At 34.2% G+C, this 15,278-nt stretch carries 14 protein-coding genes and 1 tRNA gene; 8 read left to right on the top strand and 7 right to left on the bottom strand.

All coding sequences use genetic code 11. The features are described 5' to 3' along the window. Positions 1–1,101: 1,101 nt before the first annotated feature. Positions 1,102–1,176, bottom strand: a tRNA-Pro gene (locus AC4PRO_RS11955). A gap of 628 nt (positions 1,177–1,804) precedes the next feature. Between AC4PRO_RS11955 and AC4PRO_RS11960 the strand changes: the two genes are divergently transcribed. The 6 genes from AC4PRO_RS11960 (at position 1,805) to AC4PRO_RS11985 (ending at position 7,173) form a co-directional block, all read left to right on the top strand. After that, positions 1,805–2,572, top strand: coding sequence for a ParA family protein (locus tag AC4PRO_RS11960; protein ID WP_074724425.1), 768 nt, complete (start codon positions 1,805–1,807; stop codon positions 2,570–2,572). A 4-nt stretch (positions 2,573–2,576) separates the two neighbouring features. After that, positions 2,577–3,479, top strand: a complete 903-nt coding sequence (locus AC4PRO_RS11965; RefSeq protein WP_074724424.1) for a ParB/RepB/Spo0J family partition protein — start codon at positions 2,577–2,579, stop codon at positions 3,477–3,479. Further along, the gene (locus tag AC4PRO_RS11970) at positions 3,479–4,039 is read left to right on the top strand and encodes a DUF5683 domain-containing protein (RefSeq protein ID WP_492117499.1); all 561 of its coding nucleotides are present in this window, start codon (positions 3,479–3,481) and stop codon (positions 4,037–4,039) included. The genes AC4PRO_RS11965 and AC4PRO_RS11970 overlap by 1 nt, the downstream gene beginning before the upstream one ends. A gap of 58 nt (positions 4,040–4,097) precedes the next feature. Then, positions 4,098–4,799, top strand: coding sequence for a 4-hydroxy-tetrahydrodipicolinate reductase (gene dapB / locus AC4PRO_RS11975; protein ID WP_492117500.1), 702 nt, complete (start codon positions 4,098–4,100; stop codon positions 4,797–4,799). Positions 4,800–4,863: 64 nt separating this feature from the next. After that, complete coding sequence (gene lepB / locus AC4PRO_RS11980; RefSeq protein WP_492117501.1) at positions 4,864–6,429, top strand: signal peptidase I; 1,566 nt, start codon at positions 4,864–4,866, stop codon at positions 6,427–6,429. A 117-nt stretch (positions 6,430–6,546) separates the two neighbouring features. Continuing rightward, positions 6,547–7,173 carry a WbqC family protein gene (locus AC4PRO_RS11985; protein WP_492117502.1) on the top strand — a complete coding sequence of 209 codons (627 nt, stop codon included), beginning with the start codon at positions 6,547–6,549 and terminating at the stop codon, positions 7,171–7,173. A gap of 14 nt (positions 7,174–7,187) precedes the next feature. Here AC4PRO_RS11985 and AC4PRO_RS11990 read toward each other — a convergent pair whose 3' ends face one another. From AC4PRO_RS11990 to AC4PRO_RS12015, 6 genes are all read right to left on the bottom strand, one after another. Then, on the bottom strand, positions 7,188–8,234 hold the full coding sequence (locus AC4PRO_RS11990; protein ID WP_074724420.1) for an endonuclease/exonuclease/phosphatase family protein: 1,047 nt from the start codon (positions 8,232–8,234) through the stop codon (positions 7,188–7,190). Positions 8,235–8,317: 83 nt separating this feature from the next. Continuing rightward, positions 8,318–9,181, bottom strand: coding sequence for a rhomboid family intramembrane serine protease (locus AC4PRO_RS11995; protein ID WP_492117503.1), 864 nt, complete (start codon positions 9,179–9,181; stop codon positions 8,318–8,320). Between the two features lie 48 nt (positions 9,182–9,229). Continuing rightward, entirely contained in the window at positions 9,230–9,976 is a 747-nt protein-coding gene (locus AC4PRO_RS12000) for a rhomboid family intramembrane serine protease (protein ID WP_074724418.1), read from the bottom strand. Continuing rightward, on the bottom strand, positions 9,973–11,829 hold the full coding sequence (mutL, locus tag AC4PRO_RS12005; protein ID WP_492117504.1) for a DNA mismatch repair endonuclease MutL: 1,857 nt from the start codon (positions 11,827–11,829) through the stop codon (positions 9,973–9,975). Before mutL ends, AC4PRO_RS12000 begins: the two co-directional genes overlap by 4 nt. 161 nt (positions 11,830–11,990) lie before the next feature. Beyond that, positions 11,991–12,566, bottom strand: coding sequence for a 6,7-dimethyl-8-ribityllumazine synthase (gene ribH / locus AC4PRO_RS12010; RefSeq protein ID WP_492117505.1), 576 nt, complete (start codon positions 12,564–12,566; stop codon positions 11,991–11,993). Between the two features lie 105 nt (positions 12,567–12,671). Next, the gene (locus AC4PRO_RS12015; RefSeq protein ID WP_492117506.1) at positions 12,672–13,445 is read right to left on the bottom strand and encodes a tetratricopeptide repeat protein; all 774 of its coding nucleotides are present in this window, start codon (positions 13,443–13,445) and stop codon (positions 12,672–12,674) included. Positions 13,446–13,690: 245 nt separating this feature from the next. Between AC4PRO_RS12015 and recF the strand changes: the two genes are divergently transcribed. Both recF and AC4PRO_RS12025 read left to right on the top strand, forming a co-directional pair. Further along, positions 13,691–14,770 carry a DNA replication/repair protein RecF gene (gene recF / locus AC4PRO_RS12020; protein WP_074724414.1) on the top strand — a complete coding sequence of 360 codons (1,080 nt, stop codon included), beginning with the start codon at positions 13,691–13,693 and terminating at the stop codon, positions 14,768–14,770. A gap of 80 nt (positions 14,771–14,850) precedes the next feature. Further along, positions 14,851–15,246, top strand: coding sequence for a rhodanese-like domain-containing protein (locus AC4PRO_RS12025; protein ID WP_492117507.1), 396 nt, complete (start codon positions 14,851–14,853; stop codon positions 15,244–15,246). The last annotated feature ends 32 nt before the right edge of the window (positions 15,247–15,278 follow it).

Genomic DNA, 15,278 nt, shown 5'->3' on the forward strand with positions numbered 1-15,278 from the left:
TGCATGTGTTAAGCCTGCCGCTAGCGTTCATCCTGAGCCAGGATCAAACTCTTCATCGTATATTATGCGAATCAAATCTCTTTGATTCTATTTATGTTTGACTGAAGGTCTAGTGGTTTTTTCAAATCTTTCAATTCTATTACTCTTTATTCTTTTGTCTCGTCTTGTGGACGAGACGGCTGTCAATTCAATATGTCTAGGAACGTGTTCTTCTCTTTTTATTCGTCTCGATATTCACTTTTCGTGTTTCTCGAAGCGGGTGCAAAAGTAATAAACTCTTTTAATTCTCACAAGCTTTTTTTGAAATTTTTAGAAAATAAATTTTCTCTATTATTTCGTTGGCTTACCAGGATATTAAGAACTTATTCGTTGTTGCGGGTGCAAAAGTAGCAACTTTATACCGTTAAACAATACTTTTAATTGACTATTTTTTGACGCTTTCTTAACCTTGGGTTTAACTCGCTGGAAATACGCTTTTTGAAGACGAAAGTTTTTTCCTCTCCCCAACCCTCTCCAAAGGACAAAGAGCCTTTTCGGACGTGGTTTGCATTATTTCTATGTAAATACAGCTCTTTTTATTGAATCCATAGTAATACCGTACAGCTAAACCACTCATTATTCCCATATCATTTAGTGCTTTTGGTTTATTTACTACTATATAACTAGGTATTGTATTTTTAGAGACTTTATCGATAATCTCGAAATAACCCTGCTAAAAACAATTGCCCTAGCCCCGATAGCAGTGGAAATCCTACTGAGCCAGTCCCGAAACATCGGGATTGGCTCAGTAGATTGTAACGAATAGCGGGAAATAGCTCCTAAAAAAAAAGAGGCTACTCCTTTATATATAGGTATAGCCTCTTTTTTTATAATGGGAAACGCCCAAATTATCTGTTAGTCGAAACAAATCACCTTGAACAGAGAAAAATAAAAACATTTTCGACTTAAACCTGATTTTTATTGCTCCACAGATTATCGACTTACTCCTTAGTCCCCAACTTTCAAACTTGATCCATTAGGAACTATTCATTTTAAGCACAACATCTTTGTCTAATTCTTAGACATAAAAAAACCCTCTTGATTTACAAGAAGGTTTTTTCGTCGGGGTGGCAGGATTCGAACCTGCGGCCTCCTGCTCCCAAAGCAGGCGCGATAACCGAGCTACGCTACACCCCGTAAGCGGGTGCAAATATAAAACTATTTTTTGTTTAAACACTACTTTTAAAAAATAAGATCTAAAAAATATTTATTTAAAAATTTTGTTAATGTATTTTCTATAAAAAATTCGTTTTTTACTATTTAAATCTGCACCATCACCTGCTTGGTTTAAAACTAAAGCCACTGTCCTATCAATCTGGCTATTAACTTCGATATAAGAAAGAACTTCTTTAGTATTATTAGCACAAAACAATGGTGATTTTAGTATTTAAACCTTAGAATACGGCAATATACTAGGCAGCGGCAGTAACCTCTAAATTTCTAAAACTAATCTAAACTAAACCACTACGGAATGAAAGTCCACAGATTTGGTTTGACAGATCGAAAGTCTGCACGGTTAAAATTTCGTTACGAATTTCACAAACCTAATACTTATTAATTCGTGCTAATTTGTGAGATTCGTGGCGACAAACATTTTTAGAAGCTAAAGCAAGATGCACTAAAGCACATAGTTTTAACTATAATTTGAGACCAATAAAGTGAACTCCTTACTAAAAAGCAATACAGTCCTAATTAATCTTTAACAAAATAGATTTTTAGAAACCATAATAAATTGTATTTTTACCGTTCAAAAATTATAAAATAAATGGGCAAAATCATTGCGATTGCTAATCAAAAAGGAGGAGTTGGAAAGACTACAACATCAGTAAATCTTGCCGCTTCCTTAGGTGTTTTAGAAAAGAAAGTCTTACTTATAGATGCTGATCCACAGGCCAATGCCAGTTCTGGATTAGGAATCAACGTAGACGAAGTTGAAATTGGGACATACCAAATTCTGGAACATAGCAATACACCCAGAGAGGCTGTCATAAAATGCTCAGCACCAAATGTAGATGTAATTCCATCACATATTGACCTTGTTGCTATCGAAATCGAATTGGTAGACAAGGAAAATAGAGAATATATGCTTAAAAAAGCCCTAGAAAGTGTAAAAGATGACTATGATTATATAATCATAGATTGCGCACCTTCACTTGGACTACTTACCTTGAATGCATTGACAGCAGCAGATTCAGTAATAATTCCTATTCAATGTGAGTATTTTGCACTAGAAGGTTTGGGGAAATTACTAAATACGATAAAAAGCATTCAAAAAATTCACAATCCAGATCTAGATATAGAAGGATTACTATTAACTATGTTTGACTCCCGCTTGAGACTATCAAATCAAGTTGTAGAAGAAGTGCAAAAGCATTTTAACGATATGGTTTTTGATACTATTATTCAAAGAAATGTAAAGTTGAGCGAAGCGCCTAGTTTTGGCGAAAGCATCATCAACTATGATGCAACCAGCAAAGGAGCTACAAATTATTTAAATTTAGCTCAGGAAATTATAAAGAAAAACAGCAAATAGTTTTATGGCAAAAGCAATAAAGAAACAAGCCCTAGGCAGAGGATTATCCGCACTATTAAAAGATCCTGATAACGACATCAAATCAGTAAACGATAGAAATGCCGACAAAGTCGTTGGTAATATTATTGAGCTTGAAATAGAGGCTATTGAAATAAATCCTTTTCAACCTCGAAGTAATTTTAATGAAGAATCATTAAGAGAACTTGCCACTTCTATAAAAGAGTTGGGAGTTATCCAACCTATTACCGTTAGAAAATTAGAATTCAATAAATATCAGTTGATTTCAGGGGAACGCCGTTTAAGAGCTTCCACTCTAATAGGATTAACAACTGTTCCAGCCTACATACGTATTGCAAATGACAATGAATCTTTGACCATGGCTCTGGTCGAAAACATTCAACGTCATGATTTAGATCCTATAGAAATTGCATTATCGTATCAAAGATTAATTGATGAAATCCAATTGACACAGGAACAGATGAGTGAGCGAGTAGGAAAAAAACGCTCTACTATTGCCAATTATTTGCGTCTTTTAAAACTGGATCCGATTATCCAAACAGGAATTCGTGATGGTTTTATCAGCATGGGGCATGGACGCGCTATTATCAACATCGAGGATTTAGACATTCAAACTGATATCTATCAAAAAATAGTTAGTCAAAACCTTTCTGTTCGTGATACGGAAGCTTTGGTAAAAAACTATCAGGAAAGTCTCAAACCAAAACCAGCAGCAAAAGCAAAATCATCATTAGGATTTGAAATCGAAGAAATTCAGAAAAAGGTTTTTACTAATTATTTCGGAACCATTGTAGATGTAAAAGTAGCTGGAAACGGAAAAGGAAAAATCACAATTCCATTTCAATCAGAGGAAGACTTCAATAGAATTTTAGAATTAATAAAAGAATAGTGCATAAAGCTCTTTACATAGGATTGTTCTTTTTTATTATAGGACACACCACTCTTTTTGCTCAAGTAAAAAAAGAAGCTACTCTTGTGGCTAAAGACACGGTAAAGACAAATGAAATAGATCCGCTTACCCCTGCAAAAGCGGCATTCTATTCTGCTCTTTTACCTGGTTTGGGACAAGCATACAATAAAAAGTATTGGAAAATTCCTCTTGTTTACGGTGCTATTGGAACTAGTCTTTATTTCTACTTAGACAATAATAAAAAATACCATCAATACAGAGATGCTTACAAGCGTAGAATTGAAGGCTATAGTGATGACAATTACTCGTACCTTGATAACTCCCGATTAATTGCCGGACAAAAATTCTACCAAAGAAACCGAGATTTATCTGCCTTGTTTGTTGTCGCATTTTATGCATTAAATATTATCGACGCTAATGTAGATGCTGCCTTACTGCAGTTTAATGTTGATGAAAACTTATCAGTTCGACCAGTAATTTATCCTAATGATGTAACATTAAAGACAAATGTAGGTCTAACACTTAATTATAATTTTTAGATCTTAAATAAGACTACTCGTTTAGCATCTGATTTTTAAATTTATAAATACATACCAAATGAAAATTGCGCTTTTAGGATACGGAAAAATGGGTCAGGTAATCGAAAGAATTGCACTTGAAAGGGGGCATGAAATTGTTTTGAAAAAAGATGAGAACAATACCTATGATGGACTTTCAGCTGCTAATGTTGCCATCGACTTTAGTGTCCCTACTGCGGCAGTACCTAATATTTCCAATTGTTTTCATGCTAATGTGCCTGTAGTTTCAGGAACAACAGGTTGGCTGGAACATTATGATGAAATGGTAGCGCTTTGCACAGCAAAAAATGGCGCTTTCATTTCCAGCTCCAATTTTAGTTTAGGCGTTAATATATTTTTCGAAATCAACGAATACCTGGCTAAAATGATGGCAACGCTAGATAGTTATACCATTGACATGGAGGAAATCCACCATACTCAAAAACTAGATGCACCAAGCGGCACTGCAATCTCACTAGCCAAAGGAGTAATTGAAAACAGTCATTACACGAATTGGACATTAGAAATCCCCGCAGCAAATCAAATTCATATTGAAGCAAAAAGAATAGGTACCGTTCCTGGAACACATACAGTAACGTACAATTCAGCAGTTGACAGTATCGAGATAAAGCATACCGCACACAATCGTGAAGGATTTGCTCTTGGTGCCGTAATTGCAGCCGAATGGATTGTAGGTAAACAAGGTGTTTTTACAATGAAAGACGTTTTAGAATTAAAATAAATCAAATAACCTTTTAGGGAACTGTTATTACACTTCCCGTTCTATAAAACTAAAAAATTAAGCTATGTCTATATATCAATGGTTTGTGTTTTTCCTACTTGTACAAATAGTACACTTTTTAGGAACTTGGAAATTATATGAAGCCGCCGGTAGAAAACGTTGGGAAGCAGCAATTCCAGTTTACAATGCTATTGTATTGATGAAAATCATTGGTCGCCCATCTTGGTGGACCCTGTTGCTATTTATTCCAATTATAAACTTGATTATGTTTCCTGTAATCTGGATCGAAACATTGAGGAGTTTTGGAAAAAAAACGAGCTTAGACAGTTTTTTAGGAATAATTACATTTGGTTTATATATCTATTACGTCAATTACACCCAAAAATTAGATTACGTTGTTGACCGAAGTATCCATCCTCAAAATAAAACGGCAGATACCGTAAGTTCCCTATTGTTTGCCATTATTGTAGCTACCTTAGTTCACACTTATTTTGTGCAACCATATACTATTCCAACATCATCTTTGGAAAAATCATTATTGGTTGGAGATTTTCTGTTTGTGAGCAAAGTGAATTATGGTGCTAGAGTCCCTATGACGGCTGTTGCGTTTCCAATGGTTCATGATTCAATTCCAATTGTCAAAACTAAATCATACCTGAACTGGCCGCAAATCCCTTACTTAAGATTACCTGGAATAGAAGATATAAAACGCACAGATATTGTGGTTTTTAATTGGCCTGTAGATACCGTACATTACTTTTTTGAAGCAAAAGGAACCCCCGGCGTAATCAAGCCAATCGACAAAAAATCGAATTATGTAAAAAGATGTGTAGGCGTTCCTGGAGATAGTCTGTCAATAAAAAACGGCATCGTTTATATCGATGGAAAAGTACTGCAATTGCCAGAAAGAGCTAAGCCTCAGTTTTCTTATTCAGTCGCCTTAGATGGTAAAACACCTATTGATTTTGAATACCTATTAAAAGACATGGACATAACTGACGGTATTGGATATAAAGGTGTGTCAAAAGACACCTTACTTTTCAGAGCATTAACTGCTGCAGGAGCTGCAAGACTGCGAAATGTCCCTGGAATAACAGCTGTGACGCAGGAAATCTTTAAAGGAACAGAAGACGGCATATTCCCGCATATCAATAAGTGGAATCGCGATAATTTTGGCCCGCTATATATTCCTCAAAAAGGAAAAACAGTAGTACTTAGCACAGAAACATTGCCGTTTTACAAAAGAATTATCACCGACTATGAATTAAATGATAACGGAGATAAAAACGACCTTAAAGTCACAGGAAGCGAAATTAGACTAAATGGTGAAATCGTTAAAAATTACACTTTCAAACAAAATTACTATTGGATGATGGGTGATAACCGTCATAATTCTGAAGATAGCCGTTACTGGGGATTTGTGCCAGAAAATCACATTGTTGGAAAACCAGTATTCATTTGGATGAGCTGGGATACTAATGGAAAAGGATTGAATAAGATAAGATGGGATAGAGTTTTCACAACCGTAAGCGGTGAGGGACAACCAGAGTCCTATTTTCAATATTTCTTAATTGCTTTAGCAATCTTTTTTGCTGGAGATTATTTTTGGAAAAAAAGAAAGAAAGCATAATTGAGTTATTTATGGATTTGGTTATTTGAAAAAAAAATAATCAAATCCACAAATAGATCAACAAATACAGAGATTATCAATTGGATTAATCTGAAACCAAAACAATCAAATCTCCGAATGAAACTTCTAATCCATCCTACTTACTTCCCATCAATAAGCCATTTTGTTGCCATATCGCAATCAGACGGTATTATATTTGAAATAGAGGATAATTTCCAAAAACAAACTAATAGAAACCGTACTTATATCTATAGTCCTAATGGAATTCAGTTACTGAATATTCCTGTTAAACACTCAAAAGATAATCATCAAAGCACTAAAGACATTCAGATCGACTATGATTTTGACTGGCAGAAACAACACTACAAATCTCTGGAAACAGCATATAGAAGTTCTCCTTTTTTTGAGTTTTTTGAAGACGACATTCGTCCTTTCTTTGAAAAAAAAAATAAGTTTTTATTAGATTTAAACTTTGAGACCTTAGAAATTATCTCTAAATGTATGCGAGTAAAGTTTGACTATGTGACCACTGATGAATTTGTACAGAAAGTAGATACCAACCTAGTTTTAGATCGCAGATCTCTAGCGGATGGAAAAAAAGACACTTCTTCTTTTGAAAAATACATTCAAGTATTTGATGACAAACATGGGTTCATCAATAACCTAAGCGTTCTAGACTTACTCTTTAATGAAGGAAAATTTGCCTTAGATTATATGAAAAATCAAAAATTGGTAATTAAATAAAAATTACTATTCTTTTATTCTAATGACAGCTGTGCCATAATGGGATAATGATCGGAGTTTTCGAATTCAGGAAAGCTTTCAAACCTTTTGACAGTCATCTTCTCATCAGCAAAAATATAGTCGATTCTAGTTGGGTAATACTTGAACTTATACGTTGCTCCAAATCCTTTACCCGCTTCTTCAAAACTATCTTTTAGCGTTCCTTTTATATTTCGATAAACATAAGAAAACGCACTATTATTCATATCACCGCATATGATAATAGGGTATTCACATTCCTTTTCATGCTTCTTAAAAATCTCTGCCTGTTGCTGTTGTTGCTTAAAAGCCTTACTAATTCTAAAAAGCATCATTTGCGATTTATTCTTATTAATCACATCTATATTCTCCGATATTTCATTAACATCAGGCGAAATCTTAATGGATTGCAAGTGCATATTATAAACCCTAATTATATCCTTTCCTTTCTTTATGTCAGCATAAATAACATTATTATTAGAGCTAGGAAATATAATACTTCCTTGATTTATTATGGGGAATTTAGAAAAAATGGCTTGTCCCGTTTTTATTTTGTCCCCTTCCATTAAAATATATTTATGGCGGTACACTTTAAGATCAATAACTGCGGAAGACGAAAACTCCTGAATGCATAAAATATCAGGATTCTTATCATTTATAAACTCGAGGATATCCCCAGGTACATCTGCTTTGTCTAGCCACTTAAATAGATTAAACAAGCGGACATTGTAACTCATTATAGTGAAATTCTTTTCGTCAGGCGGATACGTTTTTGCAGAAAACTTATAAAATTTATTAATAAAGGTAATACCAATCAGGAGTACCAAGCCAGACAAAATCATGCGTTTTTTAAACTGCATTCCCCAATACAAAAAAAACAGGCCATTTAAAATGAAAAACACTGGCATAAAAAGTGTTAACACAGATAAAATCGGAAATATTTTTGGAGCCAAAAAAGGCAGGATATAAGCGACAAAAGTGACAATAATAAGAACAATGTTCAAACTATACATTGCTTTATTGAACCAGGAAAGTTTTTTCATATTTCTACTTGTTCCATTAATTAGATTGTCAAATTACTAACGGCTAACTATTTAATTTATTTCTAAAATATGCAATAAAACTCTTATTTTCCAGCTTTAAACAAAAATTCTTTCTCCTCTTTAGTCAAACTATCATATCCTGACTGACTAATTTTGTCTAAGATTTCATCAATTTGTTGCTGCGCTTTGTCTTTTGTAATAATTTTAGAAAGCTTTTTTTCTACTGGCATACTGTAATTTTTATGCACTTTTTTAAAGGGCGTCGAAGGTGATTTTTTAAACAAATTGGTAAAAAAAGTAATAACCCTTGTTACTATTTCGCTCAAATCTGTTCCTTTTTGCAAAAATCGGATAAAAAGAAATCCAAAAAATGCACCCGCTAAATGAGAGATATGCCCACCTGTATTGTCCAAACGAAATTGCATTAGATCCAATATTAAAATCACCGCTGTAATATGCCATAACTTGATATTCCCGATCAGCAGCAACCGAACATTCATTAAGGGCTGATAAGTGGTAACTGCTACTAAAACAGCCATAATCGCCGCAGATGCACCAACAATGGATGCGCTTAAGTTTAAAATATAATAACCAGTAACAAACGAAATCCCAGCAAAAATAGCGCCTAATATATAGAGTCCCAATAATTGTTTTTGTGTGAAAAAAGTCAAAAATAGAGAACTAGAAAAATTCAGAACCATCATATTAAAAAGCAAATGCCAAAACCCGTCGTGAAAAAACGAATAGGTTAAGAATGTCCAGGGCTTTAATCCAAAAACAGAAGGCTCTGTAGACAAAGCGACCCAATTGGGAAAATAAAATGATCCTACCTTAAATTCATAGAAAAAGACCAACGAAAAAAGAAAGCAGGCAACATTCCAATAGATCAATCTATGAGCTACACCCCCTAACTTATACTGCATTTTTAAGTCATCTAAAATATTCATTCTTTGTATTTAGGATTTTTATGAAATAAGATCTTTACGAGAAACGGTTTAGTTCCATCTATTGTCATTAAACTGATTCTTTTTCCAGTACCACATAATCAAGAATCCAAATAACGCACCACCCACGTGAGCAAAATGCGCGATACCACCACCGCCAAATATAGATTGTCCAGAAACTCCTAAATACAAATCTACTAAAACTAAACCAGGAACAAAATATTTTGCTTTTATAGGTACAGGAATAAACATCAAAGCTAATTCAGCATTAGGAAACATAAATGCAAATGCTACAATTACACCATAGATAGCGCCAGAGGCTCCAACTACGGTTCCCATATAAGCACTAGTGAAATTTTGATATTGCGAAACGGTCAATAGCTCTTGCCACTGCGTATTTACTTTTCCTTGATTCAAAAGCTGAAGAATCTCAGCCTTTGGAAAACCATTAGCAACTAGTGTATTTACCGCATCATTAAAATAGTAGTAATTAATTCCTGTATGTAGCAATGCCGCACCTAAACCACAAGAAATATAAAAGAATAGGAATTTTTTACTTCCCCAAAAACTTTCCAGAGCAGACCCAAAGGAATACAAAGCAAACATATTGAAAAAAATATGCATAAAACCGCCGTGCATAAACATATGAGTGATCGGTTGCCATACTTGAAAACCACTATTTTCAGGAAAAAACATCGCTAACATTTTGTAAGCAGGATCTCCAACGATTAAAGTTCCAATAAAAAAAAGAACATTAATTATAATTAATTGTTTTACCGTTTCGGTTACATTTCTCATAGTGCAAATTTTTTATCTAAATCTTCCACACGCATTGTGATGAAAGTTGGTTTTTGAAAAGGGGAAACATTAGGATCTTTACAGGCAAAAAGACCGTTTACCAAATTCTCTTGTTCTTTTACTGTTAAAGCCGTCCCTGTTTTTACAGCTAAACTTTTGGCCATTGATTTTGCAATCGTATCATTTTGACTAAAACTACTGTCGGGAATTCCATCTTGTAAATCACTTAATAATTGCTCTAAAACCAAAGAAACTTCGCTTTCAGTCACATTTACTGGAATCCCAGAAATAACAACGTGATCCGTAGTAGTTTCCTCAAAAACAAAACCGGTATTCACCAAAGACAATTTTAAATCTTGGATAAGCTCCATTTCAGTAGCCGAAAAAAACAAATCCAAAGGAAATAACAATTGCTGACTTGATGCCTGATTTACTGTCATATTAGTCAAAAATTGCTCGTACAACACTCTTTGATGAGCCCGCTGCTGATCCACAATAACCATACCTGATTTTATAGGAGAAACGATGTATTTTTTATGAATTTGGTACGCATTATTAACGGTTTGCTCGACTTCTTCCTCATTGAATAACGACCCTGTCACTTCTTCACTTTCAAATGAAAAATCACTACTCCCAGAAATAAACTCCCCTTCTTGTTTTAATCCTACGTACAAACTTTCCCAACTAGCTGTAGGCTCTGGTTTTTTATAATTCGAACCCGAATAATGCTTGTTTATTTTATCATCAGAAAAAGGATTGAAGCTACCGTCCACTTGTATCGTAGGCGTAGCACCCTCTAAATTTTTATAACTATACGGAGTATCTAAATTAGAATCTCTGTCAAAGTCTAAAACCGGCGCGACATTAAACTGACCTAAACTATGTTTAATTGAAGCTCTTAAAATAGCATACATCGCATGCTCATCATCAAACTTAATCTCTGTTTTGGTTGGATGAATATTGATATCAATCGTATTAGGCGGCACCGTTAAATATAGAAAATAACTGGGTTGCGCTCCATCTCTCAAAATACCATCATAAGCAGCCATTATTGCGTGATGCAAATAACCGCTTTTAATGAATCGATCATTGACAAAGAAAAACTGTTCTCCTCTACTTTTTTTGGCAAATTCAGGCTTACTAACAAAACCTTGAATCGTCACGATTTCTGTCTCTTCCTGCACTGGAACTAGTTTCTCATTGGTTTTGCCAGAAAAGACATTAACTATTCGCTGCCTCATACTTGAAGGAGGCAAATTGAACATTTCGCTTCCATTATGAAAAAAAGTAAAATAGATATTTGGGTGTGCCAAAGCGACACGTTGGAACTCATCAATAATATGACGGTATTCTACCGTATCCGACTTTAAAAAATTACGACGAGCAGGAATGTTGAAAAACAGGTTTTTGACCGCAAATGAAGTCCCTTTTGGCAGCACAGCTACTTCTTGAGAGACAAACTTACTGCCTTCGACAATAATTTGTGTCCCTAACTCTTCTTGATCTTGTTTTGTTTTCATCTCCACATGCGCAATCGCTGCAATGGAAGCCAACGCTTCCCCGCGAAACCCTTTGGTATGCAACGAGAACAAATCCTCTGCTTTACGTATTTTTGAAGTTGCATGACGTTCAAAACACAAACGCGCATCGGTAACGCTCATTCCTAAACCATTATCAATAACCTGAACTAGTGCTTTCCCTGCATCTTTTATAATCAATTTAATATCGGTTGCCTTTGCATCGACCGCATTTTCAAGTAATTCTTTAACAACTGAAGCGGGTCTTTGTACGACTTCTCCAGCAGCAATTTGGTTGGCAACATGATCAGGAAGCAATTGAATGATACTCGACATTAAAAAATATTTATTTAAAGTTTAGATTTTATTTTTAAAACCAAAGTGCACAAATTTAATGAATTTATGTTGGGTTTTAGGGTTTACTCAGTGATAAATAAAACAAAAAAACCTATACTATTAACTAAACAGTATAGGTTTTATTATAATATATTATTGCTTTATTCCTTTAGTTCTAAAGGCGTCCCCTCCTCTATTCTCAAAGGACCTGTTGACAACAAATTTTGATTCCCTTTTTGATGCGTTAACGAAGCCTGTTGACGAATAAAGGCCATTTTAATCGCGGCTATTGCAGCTTCTGTTCCTTTATTGCCGTGAATTCCACCACTTCGATCAATTGATTGTTGCATGGTATTATCTGTGAGAACACAAAAGATAACAGGAATATCCGTTTGAACATTCAAATCTTTTATGCCTTGAGCAACACCTTCACAAACAAAATCAAAATGTTTGGTTTCTCCTTGGATCACACAACCTATAGCTATTACAGCATCTACGTTCTGAGTTTGCAGCATTTTTTTGCATCCATAAACAAGTTCGAAACTTCCAGGAACATTCCATCGAATAATATGCTCCGCTGGAACACTGTTTTCTAGAAATGCTTCTTCTGCTCCATTGTATAACCCTTCAGTTATAGCTTCGTTCCATTCAGCAACAACGACTCCAAAACGAAAATTTTTCGCTTTTGGAACACTGTTTTTATCATAAACGGATAAGTTTTTATTTAAGGTCGCCATGTGATATAGTTTTTTTAAAATTGACTTTTAGATTTTATAAGTTAAAGATAGAATTTTGAAATCAAAAAACTGCAGTCTTAAACTAGAATCTTAAATCCTTTTTTACTATTGCGCTAAACCAATCAAAACATCAACTGATGCAGCCTCTGGAGACGCTTCATAATTGTCTTTAATATCAGTAAAATATTTTAATGCATCTTCTTTTTCACCTAAAGCCAAAGCTGTTTTTCCTGCTTTCAACAAGAAACGTGGTGTAGTAAAGTCATTTTTATTTGTTCCAGCAGCTTTAACGTAATTTTTAAGCGCATCTTCTGGCTTGTTAGTTTCTGCATAAGCATCTCCAATTGCACCAATTGCCAAACTACTTAAAATAACATCTTCTGATTTGAATTTACCTAAGTAATCAATTGCTTCAGCATATTTACCCGTGTTCAAGTAAGCCATTCCAGCATAATAATTAGCTAAATTTCCAGCATCAGTACCTGAATACTCATCTGCAATTTTAATAAAACCAAATTTACCTTCAGAACCGTTTAAAGATAATTTATACAATGAATCACTTGCGATTCCGTCTGTAGCTTGTTGAAAGTTTTGTTGTGCTACAAACATTTCATCTGCAGCTTCCAGTTGTTTTGGCTCAGCAATAAATTTTTGATACACTAAATAACCAATAGTTACTAATGCAACAGCTCCTACAAATCCAATAATGAAATTTTGATTTTTAGCAACAAAAGCTTCCGTTTTTGAAGCAGTTTTGTCCAATGTTGAAAAAACACCAGCAGTTGTACTGTCTTTTTCATCAGTAATTACCTCTTCAACAGAATTATTTACTTCTTTTTCTTTTGGTGCTTTATATCCTCTTTTACTGTAAGTAGCCATTTAATTTTAATTTAGTGAACGGCAAAAATAAAATTTTTATTCAAACCGACACAAAAAAACTAGGATTTTATATTTAAATAAAAAAAATATTTTTTTTCAGGCATCTATAATTCTTTTCTAAGCAAAAATAATTAGCACAGAAAATGCTCAAAACGACTTTATATCAATATTTTTCAATAATTTGCACCCACTTTAAAAAAGCCCTTCAAAAACAACAAACTCCTCAATACCAGTAAGCCCTAAAGATGTATTTAAAAAAAATTTCATTATTCAATTACAAGAATTTTTCAGAAGCTAATTTCGAATTTGACGAGAAAATAATCTGCTTTGTAGGTAAAAACGGTATCGGAAAAACAAACGTACTAGACGCCATCTATCATTTATCCTATGGCAAAAGTTATTTCAACCCTTTAGCAGTCCAAAACATCAAACATGGCGAAGAATTTTTTGTTATTGATGCCGAGTTTATAAAAAATGAAAGAAACGAACAAGTAGTTTGCAGTTTAAAGAAAGGTCAAAAAAAAGTACTAAAACGCAATGGCAAAGCGTACGATAAATTTTCAGACCATATTGGCTTTATTCCCTTGGTCATCATCTCCCCAGCAGACCGAGATTTGATTGTTGAAGGCAGCGAAACACGAAGAAAATTCATGGACAGCGTCATCTCCCAGTTAGACCCTCAATACTTACAACAACTAATCCAGTACCAAAAAGTACTAAACCAACGCAATGCTTTACTGAAATACTTTGCTTTAAACCGCGTTTTTGAAAACGACACTCTTTCTATATATAACGAACAACTTGATGGTTACGGAAAACACATTTTCGAAAAAAGAAAAGAATTCATAGCGCAATTCATACCTATTTTCAACACACATCACCATGCTATAACCGGATCGCAAGAAACAGTTCAACTAGTTTATGAAAGTCATTTATTCGAAAATAACTTACTAACGCTTTTACAAGAAAACATCAATAAAGATAGAGCGTTGCATTATACTAGTGTGGGCACACACAAAGACGATTTATCATTTGAAATCGATGGCCATCCTATTAAAAAATTTGGCTCTCAGGGACAACAGAAATCGTTCTTGATCGCTTTAAAACTCGCACAATTTGAATTTCTAAAAAAACAAAGCGGTGTAAAACCCCTTTTACTGTTTGATGATATCTTCGATAAGTTAGATGAAAGTCGTGTAGCAAAAATAATAGAAATGGTTAATAGCGACACTTTTGGACAACTTTTCATCTCAGACACACACCCAGAACGCACCGAAGCAATCGTAAAATCGACACATCAATCCTATAAAATATTTAACTTATAGGTGATTTATTTTATGATTTAAAAATCTACAATGCTTATTATTTTCTTAATTTTGCTTATTCAATTTCTAAATAAATTCTAATGAAATTTCGTTCAATATTCTTCTTATTGGTGTCATTAGCGATAGTATCGTGTACCGGACAAACCTCCAAAAACATACAAACGATTGAAGCAAAAGATTTTGCTGAAAAAATAAACACAACCCAAAACCCGCAAATCTTGGATGTACGTACCCCTGAGGAATTTACAGAAGGGCATATTGACAATGCTGCAAATGTAAACTGGCTTGGACACCGTTTTGTTGTGGAGGCAGGAAAATTTGACAAGACAAAACCGGTTTTTGTTTATTGCAAAAGTGGAGGCAGAAGTACTAAAGCAACTGAAAAGCTTCAGGAATTAGGTTTCAAAAATATATATGAACTAGAAGGTGGCTTTATGAAATGGAGCGCTGAAGGTCTTAACAAATCAACAGACTAAACTATTGGTAGAGGAAGCCCGGAATATGATGA

This window comes from Flavobacterium sp. DW-iso2 (genome assembly GCF_058725285.1).

Coding starts and splice junctions, on each gene's coding strand:
- AC4PRO_RS11960 (WP_074724425.1), top strand. CDS start 1,805: ATGGGCAAAATCATTGCGATTGCTAATCAAAAAGGAGGAGTTGGAAAG.
- AC4PRO_RS11965 (WP_074724424.1), top strand. CDS start 2,577: ATGGCAAAAGCAATAAAGAAACAAGCCCTAGGCAGAGGATTATCCGCA.
- dapB (WP_492117500.1), top strand. CDS start 4,098: ATGAAAATTGCGCTTTTAGGATACGGAAAAATGGGTCAGGTAATCGAA.
- lepB (WP_492117501.1), top strand. CDS start 4,864: ATGTCTATATATCAATGGTTTGTGTTTTTCCTACTTGTACAAATAGTA.
- AC4PRO_RS11985 (WP_492117502.1), top strand. CDS start 6,547: ATGAAACTTCTAATCCATCCTACTTACTTCCCATCAATAAGCCATTTT.
- AC4PRO_RS11990 (WP_074724420.1), bottom strand. CDS start 8,234: ATGAAAAAACTTTCCTGGTTCAATAAAGCAATGTATAGTTTGAACATT.
- AC4PRO_RS11995 (WP_492117503.1), bottom strand. CDS start 9,181: ATGAATATTTTAGATGACTTAAAAATGCAGTATAAGTTAGGGGGTGTA.
- AC4PRO_RS12000 (WP_074724418.1), bottom strand. CDS start 9,976: ATGAGAAATGTAACCGAAACGGTAAAACAATTAATTATAATTAATGTT.
- mutL (WP_492117504.1), bottom strand. CDS start 11,829: ATGTCGAGTATCATTCAATTGCTTCCTGATCATGTTGCCAACCAAATT.
- ribH (WP_492117505.1), bottom strand. CDS start 12,566: ATGGCGACCTTAAATAAAAACTTATCCGTTTATGATAAAAACAGTGTT.
- AC4PRO_RS12015 (WP_492117506.1), bottom strand. CDS start 13,445: ATGGCTACTTACAGTAAAAGAGGATATAAAGCACCAAAAGAAAAAGAA.
- recF (WP_074724414.1), top strand. CDS start 13,691: ATGTATTTAAAAAAAATTTCATTATTCAATTACAAGAATTTTTCAGAA.
- AC4PRO_RS12025 (WP_492117507.1), top strand. CDS start 14,851: ATGAAATTTCGTTCAATATTCTTCTTATTGGTGTCATTAGCGATAGTA.